Source organism: Streptomyces hiroshimensis (assembly GCF_014650335.1).
In the GTDB taxonomy this organism is placed as follows: Bacteria; Actinomycetota; Actinomycetes; order Streptomycetales; family Streptomycetaceae; genus Streptomyces; species Streptomyces hiroshimensis.
The window spans coordinates 223,488-238,994 of the sequence record NZ_BMUT01000011.1; the positions used below are offsets into that span (position 1 = coordinate 223,488).

The following is a 15,507-nucleotide window of genomic DNA, read 5'->3' on the forward strand; positions in this document are numbered from 1 at the left end:
CCGTCAAGGGGAGGATGTCACGCAGGGGGCCACCGGCTTCGAGGAGCCCGGCCAGGACCGAAGGGACGTGTGTTGTGCCGTACGCCCGGAGCGCGGACGGGGTCCGCATCGCCTACCAGACCGAGGGCGAGGGCTCCCCGCTCGTCCTGCTGGCGGGCCAGGCCTGCAGTCATCACTGGTGGGACGGCGTCCGGGAGGACTTCCACGCCGCCCACCGCACCGTCACCCTCGACTACCGGGGCACCGGGGAGAGCGACAAGCCCGACGAGCCGTACAGCATCGAGGGGTTCGCGCAGGACGTGATCGCGGTGCTGGACGACCTCGGCGCCGACCGGGCGCACGTGTACGGCACGTCCATGGGCGGGCGGGTCGCCCAGCTGCTGGCCGCCCGCCACCCGGAGCGGGTCCGCGCGCTGGTCCTCGGCTGTACGTCACCGGGAGGCCGGCACGCCGTCGAGCGCGGCAACGACGTCCGCAAGTCGCTGGTCGCGCCCGGGCCCGCGGCCCTGCAGGCCCTGCGCGAACTGATGTACACCCCGGCCTGGCTCGCGGCGCACCCGGGCCCTTCCCCCACGCTCGGCGACCCCGCCATGCCGGCCCACGCCCGGCGCCGGCACCTGGCCGCCAGCAACCGGCACGACGCGTGGGACGCGCTGCCCGGCATCTCCGCGCCCACGCTGGTGGTGCACGGCAGCGACGACCTCCTCAACCCCACGGCGAACGCGCACCTCCTCGCGGGCCGTATCCCGGGCGCCCGGCTGCACCTGATCCCCGGGGCACGGCACGCCTACTTCGAGGAGTTCCGCAGCACGGCGGGCCCGCTCGTCCTGGACTTCCTCGCGGAGCAGGAGCAGGAGCAGGAGCAGAGGCAGGAGCAGGAGCAGGATCAGGAGCAGGAGCAGGAGCAGGAGCAGCGCACGGCGTGATGCGGCGGGCGCCCGGCGTGGGGGAGAGGGCGCGGGAGAGGTCAGGCCGGTGCGGCCTCGATGAGGTGGAAGGAGTTCGGGCGGGGCAAGGGGGTGATGCCGGTGAGACGGAAGCCGCCCTGGGCGCACAGGGCGGTGAAGTCCTCCGCGGTGCGTTCCCTGCCGCCCACCGTGACCAGCATGTTGAGGTCGCTGAGATAGGTCAGGTCGGTGGTCCCGGCGGGCACGGTGGGCGGCAGGACCGGCTCGACGATCAGGAGGGTGCCGCTGTCCGGGACGACCTTCCTGATGTGGCGCAAAATGGTTGCGCACCGCTCGTCGTTCCAGTCGTGGATCACGCTCTTGAGCAGGTAGAGGTCACCGCCCGGAGGAGCCGAGGCGAAGAAGTCGCCGCTCTCCAGGGCGACCCGGTCGGTGAGGCCGTCGCGTGCGAGCCGCTCGGGGGCCTGGGCGAGGCCTTCGGGGGTGTCGTAGAGGATGCCGCGCGGCCGGGGATGCGCGCGCAGGATCGCGGAGAGCAGGGTCCCGTCGCCGCCGCCGACGTCCACCACCGTGCCGAAGCGGCCGAAGTCGTAGTGTTCCGGGACGGCAGCGGCGGCGAGCTGAGTGGCCTGGCTCATGGCCGCGTTGAACTCGGCGGACAGCTCGGGCCGCTCGCGCAGGTAGCTGAAGAAGTCCGTGCCGAAGACGGTGTCGAAGGTCGTCGCTCCCGTCCGGATCCCTTCCTCCAGCAGGTCCCAGCCCCGCTGCAGCGAGGGGTCGGTGAACATCCGGGCCCCGGCGGCCATCGTGCCGGGGACGTCCGCACGCAGCAGGTCGCCGGTCGCCGTCGTGGTGAACGTGCCGGGCGCCGTCTCGGTGAGCAGTTGCAGACAGGCCAGTGCCCGCAGCAGCCGGTGTGTGGCCTGCGGCTGGGTGCCGAGCTCGGCGGCGAGCCCGGCGGCCGTGCACTCCTTCCCGCCGATGCGTTCGAAGACCCCCAGTCGTACGGCGGTGCCCAGCGTCTGCGTGGTCATGTACCCGAAGGCCAGTTGCACGACGGTGCGGCGCTCCTGCCAGCCCGCCGGTGCCTGCTCGCCGTCGTTTCCTGTCGTGGTCATCGCGGCCCTCTCGTCGTGGCGCCGCCCGGCGCCGGTCAACGTTGGTGCGGCATGCCGGGGCCTGTGCCACGGGGTGGCTGACGCCCGACTTAGGTAACCCTAAGTCGGGCTTCGGCGGACCTGCAATGCTCCGTCAGTCCTCAGTCCTCAGTCCTCAGTCCTGAGCCCTCAGTCCCCAGCCCCTCAGTCCCCAGCCCCTCAGTCCTCGCCCCTCAGTCCCTGCCGACGGGCCGCAGGCCGAAGTGCACGGTCTTCGCGGTCAGCAGGAACAGGTCCGCGCGCCGGTCGATCCCCGCCGGGTCGGCCGGGTCGAGCAGCCGGTCCAGCGTCGCCGCGTCCCCGGCGTCCAGGGCCTCGGCGCACATCCTGCGCTGCCGCTCCAGGGACTGCCGCACCGACTGTCGCGTCCCCTCGTCCAGCGGTGCAGGTCGGTCCACGAGGAAGCTCTTGCTGCGCACCCCGGTGAGCCCCGCTGCCCGCAGCATGCCGGGCCAGTCCTCGACCACCGCGACGGAGCCGGGCAGTTCCTCCCGCATCCGGCTGAAGCGTTCCGCCATCGCCACGTCCAGCCGGGCCTGCAGCCCGGGACGGCCGAAGCCGAGGTCGCGCGGCAGCGAGCGCGCCCGCATCTCGCCTTCGACGACGGCCAGCACGCCTCCGGGGGCGAGCAGCCCGGCGAGCCGGTCGAGGGCGTCCTGCTGGTCACCGACGTGGTGCACCACCTGCGCCGTCCACACCAGGTCCGCCGGCCCCAGGCCGTCGAGCCCCTCCGGGAACTCCGCCGCCCGGGTCCGCAGCCGGACCCCGAGCCGGCCGGCCCGCTCCTCGGCGCGGGCCAGCAGCTCCGGCGCCCCGTCCACGGCGACGACCTCGGCCTGCGGGAACGCCTGTGCGAGGCGGCAGGCCGCGACCCCCGGGCCGCTGCCGATGTCGAGGATCCGCCGCGGTGCGCCGCCGGTCAGGTGCCGCAGCTCCTCGACGGCCTGCTGCACGTAGGGGCTGTGCGCCTCGCCCTCGAGCTCCAGCATGTAGGCCAGCGCGGCCCAGTCGAAGTCGTTCACCGGATGTGCTCCCTCGGCTCGTCGGCCGGCTCCGCCGCCGGCTCTTCCCTTTGGTCCCTCTGGCGCAGACTGTGCGGCCGGATGACGATCCTTGACAAACCTTGTTGCTGTTTCTGCAATAGAGCCATGGAAGAAGTGCTCGCCGCCGTCGGCCCCCGGCTCAAGCGCATCCGCCGGCAGCGTCAGTGCACTCTCGCCGCCCTGTCGGAGGCCACCGGCATCTCGGTCAGTACGCTGTCCCGGCTGGAGTCCGGGCAGCGCAAGCCGAGCCTGGAGCTGCTGCTGCCCATCGCGCACGCCCACCAGGTCCCGCTCGACGAGCTGGTCGGCGCGCCGCCCGTCGGCGATCCGCGCGTACGGCTGAAGCCGGTCAGGCGCGGGGACTCCACGGTGGTGCCGCTGACCCAGCAGCCGGGCGGGCTGCAGGCGTTCAAGATGGTCATCGGCACCTCGCGCAGCCGCCCCGACCTCCGCACGCACGAGGGCTACGAGTGGCTGTACGTGCTCGGCGGCAGGCTGCGGCTGGTGCTCGCCGAGCACGACGTCGTCCTCCAGGTGGGCGAGGCCGCCGAGTTCGACACCCGGGTGCCGCACTGGTTCGGCAGCACCGGGGACGGGCCGGTGGAGGTGCTGAGCCTGTTCGGGCCCCAGGGCGAGCGCATGCACGTCCGCGCCAAGCCGTCCGGCAAGGCCTGACTCCGGCAAGGCCCGTGCCCGGCAGAGCCCGGGCACGACGACTCCTCAAGCACCCGCCGTCATGCTCTGAGCCGTGCTGCCCGCGGTCCGGCTCCGACGCCGGTCGTCCCGGCCCCGACCTCCGCCCCTTGGAGACTTCCCGTGCGCTTCCTCGCCGACGTCACACCCCTGCGCCGCTCCGCGGACTTCCGCCGCCTGTGGTGCGGCAACACCGTCTCCTGGGTGGGCCAGCAGATGACCGCGCTCGCGGTCTCCCTGCAGGTCTACGCGATCACCGGCTCCACGTTCTCGGTGGGCCTGGTCGGCCTGTGCTCCCTGGTCCCGCTGATCGTGGCGGGCCTGTACGGCGGGGCCGTCGCCGACACCGTCGACCGCCGGGCCCTCGGCCTGGTCAGCGCGTCCGGTGCGGCGCTGCTGTCCGTCGTCCTGGCAGCCGCCGCGCTGCTCGGGCTCCGGCAGGTGTGGCTGCTCTACACGGTCGTCGCCCTGCAGTCGGTCTGCTTCGCGATGAGCACCCCGGCCCGCAGCTCGATGATCCCCAGACTCCTGCCGCGGGAACAGCTTCCCGCCGCCAACGCCCTGTCCTCCCTGACGACCAACCTCGGTCTCATGGGCGGCCCCATGCTCGGCGGCGCCGTCGTCGGCCTCTGGGGCTTCCAGGCCGCCTACCTGATCGACGTGGCCGCCTTCTCCGCCTCGCTGTACGCGATGTGGCGCCTGCCCTCGATGCGCCCCGAGCCCGTGGGCGGGACCGGGCCGGCCTGTGCAGCCGGCGCGTCCGGGGACCGGCGGCCGCAGCAGCGCGCCTCCGTACGGGGCGGCCTGCGCTTCCTCGTCACCCGCCCCAACCTGCGCGTCACCTTCCTCGCCGACCTGGCCGCCATGGTGCTGGCCCAGCCCCGGGCGCTCTTCCCGGCCATAGCGGGACTCTGGTACGGCGGCGACACGAAGACGGTCGGCCTGCTCGTCGCCGCACCCGCCGTGGGGGCGGTGCTGGGCGGGCTGTTCTCCGGCTGGCTCGGGCGCATACACCGGCACGGGCTCGCCGTGCTGCTCTCCGTCGCCGGCTGGGGAACGGCCGTCACCGTCTTCGGCCTGACCCGCAACCTCTGGCTCGGCCTGCTCTTCCTCGCCCTGGCCGGATGCGCCGACAGCATATCGGCGGTCTTCCGGACCACCATGCTCCAGGCGGCCACCCCGGACGACATGCGCGGCCGCCTCCAGGGCGTCTTCATCGTCGTGGTCGCGGGCGGTCCCCGGCTGGGCGACTTCCTCGCCGGGTCCGCCGCGGACCTCGCCTCACCCTCCTGGGCCGTCGTCGGCGGCGGCCTCGGCTGCGTCGTGGCGATCGCGCTCATCGCCGTGCAGTGGCGCAACTTCGCACGCTACGACGCGCGTTCCCCTCAGCCGTAGGGCCGGCATCAGCTGTACGAACCGATGTCAGCCGTAGGACCCCAACCGTCCGGCTGACCCCCACCGTACGGCCCGCCTCAGCCCGACGACCGGCCGGCCAGCAGGCTCCCGAGCGCCGTGCGCCGGTGCAGGACCGCCCGCCCGGAGCGGACCGTCGTGATCAGACCCGCGCCGCGCAGCGCGGCGGCGTGGGCGGAGGCGGTGGCGTTGCTGACGCCCAGGCGCCGGGCGAGGTCGCTGGTGGTGTGCTCCTGCGCGAGCACGAGCAGGGCGTCGGTGCGGGTCCGCCCGAGCACCCCGGCCAAGGCGTCGGCCGCGCTTCCCGTACCGCCCGCTCCCGCCGCTCCGTCCGGCGTGAGAGGCAGGCCGGGGCCCGCCGGATAGGTCAGGCCCAGGGGCCCGTCGGGCAGGTCGGCGAGGAGCGGACGGCCGTTCCAGTGGAACGTGGGCAGGAGCAGCACGCCGCGGCCGTGCAGCCGGACCTCCCACTCACCGGGAGCGTCGATCTCCCACACGTCGCCGCGCAGCCGGGTCCCGGGGACGAGGCCGGTGAGCGCAGCGGCGATGCCGTGCTCGGCCACGGCCAGGGCATGCCGGGTGAACTCCGCCCGGTGCAGGTCCTGCACCAAGGGCCAGACGGGGCGCAGGACCGACTCGAACGCCGTGTGCTGGGCGCGGCGGATCAGCTGCCGGGCACCGGCGTCACCCCGGTGCAGCTCGCGGACCCACGGCGGAGCGGGGGCGGCGTGCCCGGCGTACACGCGCTCGATCTCGGAGCGGACCAGCTCCGGGCGTACGGCGAGCACACTGTCCAGCGCGTCGTCGAGCGTGTCACCGAACACGTCGAGGAAGGCCGGGGCGGCCCCCGCGGGGACCAGGTCCCCCAGCGGCTCGACGGCGGACGGCAGGTGACGGAGCAGCCGCTGTCTCCAGCGGCCGAAGAGCAGCTGGTCGTCGCGGCGGAAGGCCATCATGAACGCCGCGTTGAGCTCCTGCAGGGGAGCAGGCCGGGGCGCGAACCGGACCCGCGCGAAGTCGGCGGCCGTGAAGTGGATCCGGATCACTGCTCTCCCCGGCGGCGCAGCGCCATCGTTTCGGGCAGGGCCTGAACGATCGACCGCGATCCCCGCCGGGCGCCAGCATGCAGGCGTCCCCCCGCCATTCACGCAGGGGGCCGCCGGACGGCACAAGGACCGGCGTCACAGAGGGCACAAGGGGAGAGCCGTGCAGCGTCGAGGAGTTCGAGAACGAGCCGGAGTGAGCCGGCGGACCGTCACCAGGTCGGCCGTACTGGCCACCGCCGCCCTGCTGCTCCCGGGCGGCCCCGGCGGGATCGGCGGGGCCGGGGCGCAGGCGCGGGCCGCCGCCGGCGTCACCCTGCGGCTGCCGGCGCCGACCGGCCCCCACCGCACCGGGGTCACCACGCTGTACCTCGTGGACCGCTCGCGGCCCGACCCGTGGGAGCCGGCGATTCCCGTCCGGGAGGTGATGGCCACTGTCTTCTACCCGGCGCGCACCGTCCGTGGCTTCCCGGTGGCCCGGCAGATGAGCGCAGGCGCCGCCGAGTCCTTCGGGCAGTCCGGACCCGCAATCCACCCGGAGCTGCCGGGAGCCGGGGTGGACTGGCGGGCCACCGCGACCCACTCGCACACGGGCGCCCCCGCGCAGGCCGCGCGCCGGTGGCCGGTGCTGCTGTACAGCCCCGGCGGCGGCGACCCGCGCACCATGGGCACCGCGCTCGCCGAGGAACTGGCCAGCCACGGCCACGTGGTGGTGACCGTCGACCATCCCGGCGACGCCGGCGAGGTGGAGTTCCCGTGCGCCATGGCCGGACGGGAGACGGTCCGCCCGACGGTGCTGCGCGACGACCCCAGGAAGCGCCCGGAGCTCTTCCGCGCCCTGATCGGCACCCGTATCGCGGACACCCGCTTCGTCCTGGACCGGCTGGAGGCGCTGGCGGCCGGGCGGAACCCGGACGCTGCGGGGCGCGCCCTCCCGGAGCACCTCGGCCGTGCCCTGGACCTGCGGCGGGTCGGCGTCTACGGACACTCGGCGGGCGGTACCACCGTGGCGGAGGCGATGTACGAGGACCGGCGCATCGCCGCCGCCGTCAACCTGGAGGGCTATCTGGACCGGGCGCCGGAGACACCCGGCCGGGCCGGGGAGCTCTACCCGGTCGCCCGGCACGGGTCGGACCGGCCGCTGCTCCTGCTGGGCACGGACGGCTTCCCCGACCGCAAGGCGCTGGAGCCCTCCTGGCAGGCGGTGCTCGCCCGCTCGGGAGGGCGCGCCGAGCGTCGGCAGCTGGGCGGCGCCGCGCACGGGGTGTTCACCGACTACGCGGCGCTGGCGCCCCAGTTGCAGGCCGCCGGGCTGATGACGGCGGCCGCCCGGGCCTCGCTGGTCGGCCCGGCCGACCCGGCGCGGTCGGTGCCTGCGGTGCGCTGCCACGTGCGCGCGTTCTTCGCCCGGCACCTGCCGGTGCGCTGAGCGGGAGGGCCCGGCTGGTCACGGCATCCCGTGCCGCACGGCCGGCGGCGGCCCGCCGGCGAACGAGGCCAGGGCGTGGACCAGTTCCACCCGGGAGCGGATCCCGAGCGCCGCGAAGACGTTGCGCAGGTGGTGGTCGACGGTCCGGTGGCTCAGCGCGAGGAGGACGGCCACCTCGCGGTTGGTGCGGCCTTCGGCCACGTGCCGCGCCACCCGCAGCTGCTGCGGGGTGAGGCAGGCCGGGTGGCGGGGCCGCGGCCGGCCGCCCGGCTCCGCCTGGCCGGCCGCCCGCATCTCCTCGCGGGCCCGCTCCGCCCACACGTCCGCTCCGCACGCCTCGAACAGCAGCATGGCGCCGCGCAGGTGCCCGCGGGCGTCGGCCGGCCGGCGCAGGCGCCGCAGCGCCATGCCGAACACCAGCTTCGTACGGGCCTGGGAGAACGCGGAGCCGACTCTCTCCACCAGCGCCAGCGCCCGGTCGAAGCACGGGTCCGCGGTGGCGGGGTCCGCCGTGGCCGACAGCACGGCCCGGCAGTGCAGGGCCGCGGCCCGGGCCCGCTGGTCGCCGTTGGCCGCCGCCCACTCCTCCAGGGTCCGCAGGATCAGCCGGGCCTGGCGGCAGGCCCGCTTCCGGGCCGGGGCCGGGAGTTCGGCGACGGCCAGGGCGACGGCCTCCACGAAGGAGGGGATCACCCGCAGGCGCCAGGCGAAGTGGTGCACCCCCGAATCGCCCAGGACGAGCGGGCGCAGCCGCTCGACGGCCTCGCGCGGCTGCTGGTGCGCGAGGTCCAGCCAGCCCAGGCTCCACGTCGCGATCAGGGCGGGGACCATCAGGCCGTGGGCCTGGGCCGTGCCGAGCGCCCACCGCGCGTGGTCGCGGCAGGCGGCGGCGTCCCCGCGGATCGCCGCGGTCATGGCGAGCGTGCTGCGCAGCTGCGCCGCGGCGTTGGGCCGCCCGGCGGCGAGGGCGGCTTCCAGACCCCGCCCGGCGTGGGATGCGGCACGCGGGTAGTTGTCGGCGACGAGTTCCACCAGCGCGAGGAGGCCGAGGAGTTCCGGCCTCGCCCGCTGCGGTGCGGCGGCGCGGGCCAGGGCACGGGTGGCGAGGTCCCGGGCGTGCGAGACCTCGCCCAGCATCAGGGCGGCGCGGCAGGCGTGGACGAGCGTGTCCGTACGGCCCTCCGCCGCGGGCACGACACCGGCGGACGCCGCGCGGAGCAGCGGGACGGACAGCGCGTGATCGCCGCGCAGGGCCGTGGCGATGCCGCGGTAGTAGGCGCGCACCGCCGGGGGAGCTGCGGTGTGGCCGCCGATGTGCTCGGCGGCCCGCGCGTACCCGGTGCGGTCGCCCGCCGTCCAGCTCGCCTCCGCGGAGTGCAGGAGGGCGGCGAGCTCCTCGTCCGTACGGTTGGCGTGCCGGAAGAGGGCGGCGGCGAGACGCAGGGCCTCGCGCGCGTTGATCACTTCGCCGGTGCGCAAGGACTGCAGGCCGCGGGCGAGTTCCTGCTGTCCGCGGGTGGCGGAGACGGCCTTCTGGCGGACGGAGAGCGTGTGCAGGGCCGTGGCGCGCCGGGAGAGCCCGGCCAGCCGGGCGTGGTCCGCGGCCGAAGCGAGGCGCCGGTCCCGCGCGCCGTCCTCCTCCGTGCGCCCGGCGGCCCGCAGGAGGGCGGACGAGCACCGCAGGTGCAGGCGCCGGGTGGTGCCCGCCCTGCCGGCGCGCGGGCGAGGGCGGGAGCGAGGAGGACGTACGGCCTGGGAGTCGCGCACGGTTGCTCCTCCTCGTTACGGGGCGATGACGGGCAAGTGCGGTGCGTTGCCAGCAAGTTACCCACAAGTAAAACCGCTGGGCAGGTGATTTCGCCGATGCGCGGTCCCCGGATGCGGACGCATGCTCTCCGCAGCCGCTCGGCAGCCCGTTCCCCCGCCGGGCAGGCCCCTTCCCCTGGAGGACCGTATGCGAAAGATCAGCCGTGCCCTGGCCCTGACGGCGGCCGTGGCCGCCCTCCTGACGACCGGACCGGTCGGCACCGGCACCGCCCAGGCCGCCCCCGCGCGCACCCCTGTCGTGTTCGTCCACGGCTATCTCAGCGACGCCGTGATCTGGGACTCGGCGCGCACCGCCTTCCGCAGCGCCGGATACCAGGACAGCGAACTCTTCTCGTACACCTACGACTTCCTCGCCTCGAACGAGGACAGTGCCCGCGGGCTCGCCTCCTTCGTCGCGAAGGTGAAGAACGACACCGGAGCGCAGAAGGTCGACATCGTGAACCACTCCATGGGCGGCCTGGTCTCCCTCTGGTACGCCAAGGAGCTGGGCGGCACCGCGGACATCAAGCACATGGCGTCACTGGCGGGGAGCAATCACGGCACGTACACGGCCGGGCTCTGCAGCCTGGCCTCCGCCTCCTGCCGCGAGATGACGCCCGGCTCGGACTTCCTCCGCAGACTCGCCTCCGGCGACGAGACACCCGGAGACGTCGGCTACCGCACCTGGTACTCGCCGTGCGACGGCGTGATCAACCCGTTCACGAGCACCGTGCTCGACGGCGCGGTCAACACCCTGCTCCCGTGCGTGACGCACGTGGGGTTCCTGACCGACAACGGGCTGCTGTCCCAGGTGGCCTCCTACCTCAAGGCGTGATCCCGTCGGGCTCGAAGTTGGTCAGGGTGCAGCCGTCCGCCACCGCCTTCTCGGAGCGGTAGCCCTCCGGGGTGGTGAAGCCCGGCCGGCACTCGAGGCGGAAGAACTGCTGCTGGTACAGCCCGAACCGGGCGGCGGCATTGTTGGTCTCGATCGCCACGTTCCCGCCGAGGAGCAGCACGCTCTTCGTCGCCTTCGGCCGGCCGCCGTTCTCCTGGATCTCCTTGAGCTGGACGGCCCTGGCGCGCGTCTGCAGGGCGGCCATGTCGTCGACCTTGTCGAGCCAGATCAGCCCGTGGGCGCGCTGTGCGCCCCCGGGCTGACCGCACAGGCCGCGCTCGCCGACTCCCCACCCGGCCGGATCGCCCTCGATGAAGGGCTGGTAGTCGATGGACCGGACGGCGACGGTCTCCGGATCCGTGGAGAAGCGCTTGCAGTCGACGCTGGACGCGATCAGCTTCCTCAGTTCGGAGACGCTGCCGGCGCTCGGCAGGCCGGGGTTCGCCGGCTGTGCCGGCTGCCCGCCCTGCGAGCTGCCGGGCTCCGGGCTCCCGGCGTCCGCGCCGTCCTTCGTGTGGACGAAGTCGCTCAGCACGCAGGAGTCGGCGAGGGCCTTCTCCTTCTTGTGGCCCTCCGGCACGCCGAACGCCGGGTTGCAGGTCAGGACGCGCATGCCGGACTTCGCAAGAGCCCGGGCCGTCGTCGCCGAGGTCGGCTCGGCCACGAAGTCCTTGCCGACGAAGACGCGGCTGTACAGACCGTACGCCGGCTCGCCGGCCGCGATCTTGTCCATGACCTGCCGGTGGTACGCCTCCTGGAACTCCTTCATGTCCGGCGTGAGGAAGATGCCGATCGCACCGTTCTCGCGCAGGTCGCTGCACACTCCGACCTCGCGCACGGGACCGCCCACGGTCTTGACGCTGCTCGACCGCAGGCGCACGTCCTCCCGGCCGCCTGTCGCCAGGTTCTCGCAGGAGGCGTACCGGCGGAGGTACTTCTGCGCGTCGGCCGTCGACCCGGCCGACGGCGGGCCCGGCTGCGGGGCCGGGGCGCCCGGCTGGGCGGGGGTGGCGGCGCCGTCCCGGCCGGGCTTGCGTCCGGTGTCCTCGCACGCCGTGACCGAGGCGAGGGAGAGGAGGGCCGCGGCCGCGGCGAGTGCCGGCTTGATGCGCATGCTTACGCCGCGCCCTGCGCCGCCGGCGCACCGGCCGTCGCCTGAGGCGCGGCCTGCGCGGCCCGTGCCGCCTCCGCCGCCGCCGAGCGGGCGCGGCCCTTCTTGGCGACGGTCATGGTCCACGTGACCAGCGCCACCACCACGGCGATCGGAAGCGCGTTGTTCACCAGCACCATGGCCTTGGTCGGCAGCGCGTAGGTGAGCGCGACGCGGACCGCCGCCTCCAGCAGGAAGCCCGCTCCCCACACCGACGTCAGCAGGTACTGCGCGCGGCGGAAGCCCGGGAACTCCCACAGGCCGTTCCAGCGGGCCAGGCCCTCGGGCGTGCCGTCCGTGCCGAACTTGCGGCCCAGGTAGAACATCGCGGGCCGGCGCATGGCCAGGCTGCCCAGGAACACCAGGCCCAGCAGGCCGGTGATGGCCGAGTCCTTGATGAAGACCAGCTCGGTGGTGTTGTACGCCAGCGCGCTCAGGGCGCCCAGGAGCGTCATCGCCAGCATCATCACGCCGAACTCGTCCACCCGGCGCCGCAGGGCCAGGTGCAGCAGCGTCTCCGCGGCGGGCCACAGCGAGATCAGCAGCAGCGCCTTCACCTGGCTCACCCCGTGGTCGGTGAGCATCCCGTACGTGACGAACGGCAGGATGACGCCGCACAGGATCGCCGGCCCCCAGTTCATCAGTGCGTTGCCTCTGCCGCCGCGCTCGTTCGTCATTACCGCTCGTCCCCCGGACTCTCTGGCCGATTTATGTGTGTACTGCACATCGTGTATCGCGTAAGCTCACGATCGTGAGCGAGAGAGTAACAGATGAAGATCGACAAGGCGGGGCGAGCGTGTCCCGCGGGGCGAACGTCGCCCTGGTGCCGTTCCTCTACGGCGTCGCGGGCCGCGAGGAGCTCCCGGGCGTCGCACTGGTGAAGCTCCTCACCGACGTGGGCCTGACCCCTGCCGGCGCACGCTCCCTCATCGCCCGGATGCGCAAGGACGGCCTCATCGCGGCCACCCCCCGGGGCCGCGGCGCCGACTACCGCCTCGTCGGCGCCTTCCTGGAGTCCTTCCGGCAGGTCCGCCACGGCCGCCCCGAACCCCCGCCCTGGGACGGCTTCTTCCACGCCGTCTTCTACACCGTGCCGGAGGCCCGGCGGGCCTACCGCGACCGCCTGCGCCGCGCCGCCGCGCTCGCCCGCTACGGCCTCATGCAGCCCGGCGTCCTCATCTCGCCGGCCGACCGCCGCGACCACCTGACGGCCGAACTCGGCGGTCCCCCCGAGGAGGGGACGGTGTACTTCGGGCGCATCGCGCTCTCCACCGCCGACGCCGCACAGGTCGCCTACCGCGCCTGGGAACTGGAGGAACTCGGCCGCCGCTACCGCGAGCACGCAGAGCGCCTGCGCGCCGCCGTCCGGGAGCACCCGGTGCCGCCCGGGCCGAGCGGCCCCTCCCTCGCGGCCTACGTGAAGCTCTTCGGCGGCAGCCTCGTCGACACCCTGCGCACCCCGCCCGCCCTGCCCCCCGAACTGCTCCCCGCCGACTGGTCCCTGCCCGCCCTCCTGGCCGAGGTCGGGCGCACGTACGCACACTTCGGCCCGCCCGTGACCGCGTACGTGGAGCAGGTCATCGCCGGGGACGGCCTCTGAGCCCGGGACGGTCTCTGAGCCCGGGACGGCCCCTGAACAGCGGCCCGGCAGACCCGGCGTGCCCCTGCGCGCGCAGTGGCCGGAAGTCCACCCGCGCGGCCGCCCTGGCCGGATCGCCCCCTGCCGTCGTTCCCGCCCGCGCTGCCAAGGTGTTGCCCTTTCGCCGTCGAGCCGAGAGGAACGACCGTCATGAGCAAGCGCCCCGTACCCGGGCAAGGACCGCAACCGCAACGGCAACCGAAACCGGGCCCGCGCGACACCCCGTTCCCCCGGGAGGTGCCGGACGAACTGCACGTCTGCATGGGCCTCAACTCCTGTGCCGGTCTCGACGCCTCGGGTACCGCCCCCATGGCCGGCACCGGGACCTGCGCCACCGTCTACCACGTGTGTCACGGCGAGGGGTCCTGCCGCGGCCAGGGCGGCTGCGGCTACGCGGGCACGGACTACGAGCAGTTCCACCCGGGCGAGCAGGACTGCCGCTACAACGGCAGCTGCGCCAGCCCGATCAACGAGAGCAGGGTCTTCTCCGCCGGCCCCCTCAAGGGCAAGAGCGTGTGGAAGCAGGCCCGCAGGCTCTTCGAGGCCCGGATGTACGCGGCGGGCAAGGCCTTCGGCCCGTCCCCGGGCGAGGGTGTCAAGGACGACCTGATGCCCCACTACGACTACATGAACCCGCCGCCGGAGACGGTGAAGCGGACGTCGAACCGGCAGGTGATCCAGGGCCGGGGTCAGGGCCGGGGCGAGGGCGGGCGGCCGGAGGGGCGGGGCGCCCGTGGGTGAGGCCCGGCTCGGCACACCCCGCCTGGGCTACGGGGTCGGGCTGCGGACGCCGCACCTCGCCCACATCCGCGAACACCGTCCCCCCGTCGGCTTCTTCGAGATCATCTCGGAGAACTTCCTCGACTGCCGGGGCGGCCGCCGCCGGGCCCTGGAGGAGATCGCCGCGCACTACCCGGTGGTCCTGCACGGCGTGTCGCTGTCCATCGGCAGCACCGACCCGCTCGACTTCGGCTACCTGCGCCGGCTGAAGCGGCTCGCCGACGAGGTGGACGCACCGTGGGTGTCGGACCACGTGTGCTGGACGGGCGTGCTGGGCGTCCACACGCACGACCTGCTGCCCCTGCCGTTCACCGAGGAGACCCTGGCCCATGTCGCGGCCCGGGCCCGGGTCGTCCAGGACGTGCTGGAGAGGCCGCTGGCCCTGGAGAACCCCAGCAGCTACGTCGAGTTCCGGGCGTCCACCCTCACCGAGTGGGAGTTCCTGGCCCGGCTGGCGGAGGAGGCGGACTGCGGTCTGCTGCTCGACGTGAACAACGTCCACGTCTCCGCGTTCAACCACGACTTCGACCCCGAGCGGTACCTGCGGGAGCTGCCGCACGAGCGGGTGGTCCAGATGCACCTGGCCGGCCACACCGACTACGGCACGCACATCATCGACACCCACGACGCACCCGTGGCCGAGCCGGTGTGGGAGCTGTACCGCCTCGCCGTGGAGCTCACCGGTGGCGGCGCGGCGACGCTGCTGGAACGGGACGACAAGCTGCCGCCCTTCCCCGAGCTGCTGGCCGAGCTGGACCGGGCGCGGGCGGCGGCGGGGGCGGTGACGGCCGTGTCTTCCGTGCCTTCTGGGTCTTCTGGGCCTTCCGTGTCGTCCGTGGCGGCGGGGAGCGGCTCCCATGGCTGACGACGCCCCCGGCCCGGCCGGACTGGCCGCCGTCCAGCGCTGGATGCAGGCGGTGATCCTCGATCCGGCCGAGGCGGGTCCCGGCGCCGCCGACCAAGTGGTGACCGCCTCGCGCCGGCTGCCGGCGCGCGAGCGGTTGCGGATCTACCAGCAGGGCTACCGGATGCGGCTGGCGGAGTGCATGCGCAGCCTGCACCCGGGGTCGGTGCACCTTCTCGGCCACGAGATCTTCGATCAGTTCGCGCTGGAGTACGTGGACGCCCACCCCTCCCGCTCGCCCACGCTCGCGGGGCTGAGCGACGGATTCGCCGCGCATCTCGGCCGTACGCGGCCCGACACCGCCCCCGGCGCGCAGCGCGAGGCGTGGATCGACCTGCTCATCGACCTGGTCCGCTTCGAGCGGGTCTTCGCCGAGGTGCTGGACGGGCCCGGGCCGGAGGACGGCAGCGGGGACGCGCCGTCGTCCCTGCGGCTGTTCCGGGCCTGTGCGCCCGTGCACACCTATCTGGCAGCGGTCCACCGGGGTCTCGACCCGGACCCGCCCGGGCAGAGACCGGTCCGCCTCGCCGCCTTCCGCCGCGACTACACGGTCGTGACCCGGGAGCTGAGCCCTGCGGCGTACGGCCGCCTGCTCGCATCCCGCGCGACGGACGACTTGCCGACGTAGCGCCCTCAGACATAGCGCC

General features: G+C 74.1%; 15 protein-coding genes. 9 read left to right on the plus strand and 6 right to left on the minus strand.

The window, feature by feature from the left end; translation table 11 throughout:
* Positions 1-74: 74 nt before the first annotated feature.
* On the plus strand, positions 75-926 hold the full coding sequence (locus IE241_RS24620; RefSeq protein ID WP_190024009.1) for an alpha/beta fold hydrolase: 852 nt from the start codon (positions 75-77) through the stop codon (positions 924-926).
* Positions 927-967: 41 nt separating this feature from the next.
* On the opposite strand, the gene IE241_RS24625 is transcribed toward IE241_RS24620, so the two are convergent.
* Together IE241_RS24625 and IE241_RS24630 are read right to left on the minus strand one after the other, a co-directional pair.
* Complete coding sequence (locus IE241_RS24625; protein ID WP_190024010.1) at positions 968-2,026, minus strand: methyltransferase; 1,059 nt, start codon at positions 2,024-2,026, stop codon at positions 968-970.
* A gap of 212 nt (positions 2,027-2,238) precedes the next feature.
* Complete coding sequence (locus tag IE241_RS24630) at positions 2,239-3,087, minus strand: class I SAM-dependent methyltransferase (protein ID WP_190024011.1); 849 nt, start codon at positions 3,085-3,087, stop codon at positions 2,239-2,241.
* 126 nt (positions 3,088-3,213) lie between these two features.
* On the opposite strand from IE241_RS24630, the gene IE241_RS24635 reads away from it, so the two are divergent.
* Positions 3,214-3,783 carry a helix-turn-helix domain-containing protein gene (locus IE241_RS24635; RefSeq protein WP_190024012.1) on the plus strand — a complete coding sequence of 190 codons (570 nt, stop codon included), beginning with the start codon at positions 3,214-3,216 and terminating at the stop codon, positions 3,781-3,783.
* A gap of 141 nt (positions 3,784-3,924) precedes the next feature.
* On the plus strand, positions 3,925-5,196 hold the full coding sequence (locus IE241_RS24640; RefSeq protein WP_229899743.1) for an MFS transporter: 1,272 nt from the start codon (positions 3,925-3,927) through the stop codon (positions 5,194-5,196).
* Between the two features lie 77 nt (positions 5,197-5,273).
* Here IE241_RS24640 and IE241_RS24645 read toward each other — a convergent pair whose 3' ends face one another.
* Positions 5,274-6,260, minus strand: a complete 987-nt coding sequence (locus IE241_RS24645) for an ArsR family transcriptional regulator (RefSeq protein ID WP_190024013.1) — start codon at positions 6,258-6,260, stop codon at positions 5,274-5,276.
* A gap of 193 nt (positions 6,261-6,453) precedes the next feature.
* On the opposite strand from IE241_RS24645, the gene IE241_RS24650 reads away from it, so the two are divergent.
* Positions 6,454-7,686: an alpha/beta hydrolase family protein gene (locus IE241_RS24650; protein ID WP_229899745.1), complete on the plus strand. Its 1,233-nt coding sequence runs from the start codon at positions 6,454-6,456 to the stop codon at positions 7,684-7,686.
* An 18-nt stretch (positions 7,687-7,704) separates the two neighbouring features.
* Here the strand turns inward: IE241_RS24650 and IE241_RS34670 are convergent, their stop codons facing one another.
* On the minus strand, positions 7,705-9,453 hold the full coding sequence (locus IE241_RS34670) for a helix-turn-helix domain-containing protein (protein WP_190024015.1): 1,749 nt from the start codon (positions 9,451-9,453) through the stop codon (positions 7,705-7,707).
* 187 nt (positions 9,454-9,640) lie between these two features.
* On the opposite strand from IE241_RS34670, the gene IE241_RS24660 reads away from it, so the two are divergent.
* Positions 9,641-10,327, plus strand: coding sequence for an esterase/lipase family protein (locus IE241_RS24660; protein ID WP_190024016.1), 687 nt, complete (start codon positions 9,641-9,643; stop codon positions 10,325-10,327).
* Here the strand turns inward: IE241_RS24660 and IE241_RS24665 are convergent.
* Complete coding sequence (locus IE241_RS24665) at positions 10,317-11,501, minus strand: hypothetical protein (RefSeq protein WP_190024017.1); 1,185 nt, start codon at positions 11,499-11,501, stop codon at positions 10,317-10,319. The two genes, IE241_RS24660 and IE241_RS24665, sit on opposite strands and share 11 nt — an antisense overlap.
* A 2-nt stretch (positions 11,502-11,503) precedes the next feature.
* The gene (locus IE241_RS24670; protein WP_190024018.1) at positions 11,504-12,214 is read right to left on the minus strand and encodes a VC0807 family protein; all 711 of its coding nucleotides are present in this window, start codon (positions 12,212-12,214) and stop codon (positions 11,504-11,506) included.
* Between the two features lie 119 nt (positions 12,215-12,333).
* Here IE241_RS24670 and IE241_RS24675 point away from each other — a divergent pair, with 119 nt between their 5' ends.
* The 4 genes from IE241_RS24675 (at position 12,334) to IE241_RS24690 (ending at position 15,488) form a co-directional block, all read left to right on the plus strand.
* Positions 12,334-13,137, plus strand: a complete 804-nt coding sequence (locus tag IE241_RS24675) for a hypothetical protein (RefSeq protein ID WP_190024019.1) — start codon at positions 12,334-12,336, stop codon at positions 13,135-13,137.
* Positions 13,138-13,413: 276 nt separating this feature from the next.
* Positions 13,414-13,917 carry a hypothetical protein gene (locus IE241_RS24680; RefSeq protein ID WP_190024020.1) on the plus strand — a complete coding sequence of 168 codons (504 nt, stop codon included), beginning with the start codon at positions 13,414-13,416 and terminating at the stop codon, positions 13,915-13,917.
* Positions 13,910-14,821, plus strand: a complete 912-nt coding sequence (gene bufB / locus IE241_RS24685; RefSeq protein ID WP_190024021.1) for an MNIO family bufferin maturase — start codon at positions 13,910-13,912, stop codon at positions 14,819-14,821. Before IE241_RS24680 ends, bufB begins: the two co-directional genes overlap by 8 nt.
* A complete protein-coding gene (locus tag IE241_RS24690) occupies positions 14,814-15,488 on the plus strand; it encodes an HvfC/BufC N-terminal domain-containing protein (RefSeq protein WP_190024022.1) in 675 nt (224 codons plus the stop codon). Before bufB ends, IE241_RS24690 begins: the two co-directional genes overlap by 8 nt.
* Positions 15,489-15,507 lie beyond the last annotated feature (19 nt).

What these genes read in the sequence shown, in the direction of transcription:
- IE241_RS24690 (WP_190024022.1), top strand. Translation starts at nt 14,814, where the DNA reads ATGGCTGACGACGCCCCCGGCCCGGCCGGACTGGCCGCCGTCCAGCGC.
- IE241_RS24670 (WP_190024018.1), bottom strand. Translation starts at nt 12,214, where the DNA reads ATGACGAACGAGCGCGGCGGCAGAGGCAACGCACTGATGAACTGGGGG.
- IE241_RS24665 (WP_190024017.1), bottom strand. Translation starts at nt 11,501, where the DNA reads ATGCGCATCAAGCCGGCACTCGCCGCGGCCGCGGCCCTCCTCTCCCTC.
- IE241_RS24660 (WP_190024016.1), top strand. Translation starts at nt 9,641, where the DNA reads ATGCGAAAGATCAGCCGTGCCCTGGCCCTGACGGCGGCCGTGGCCGCC.
- IE241_RS24625 (WP_190024010.1), bottom strand. Translation starts at nt 2,026, where the DNA reads ATGACCACGACAGGAAACGACGGCGAGCAGGCACCGGCGGGCTGGCAG.
- IE241_RS24635 (WP_190024012.1), top strand. Translation starts at nt 3,214, where the DNA reads ATGGAAGAAGTGCTCGCCGCCGTCGGCCCCCGGCTCAAGCGCATCCGC.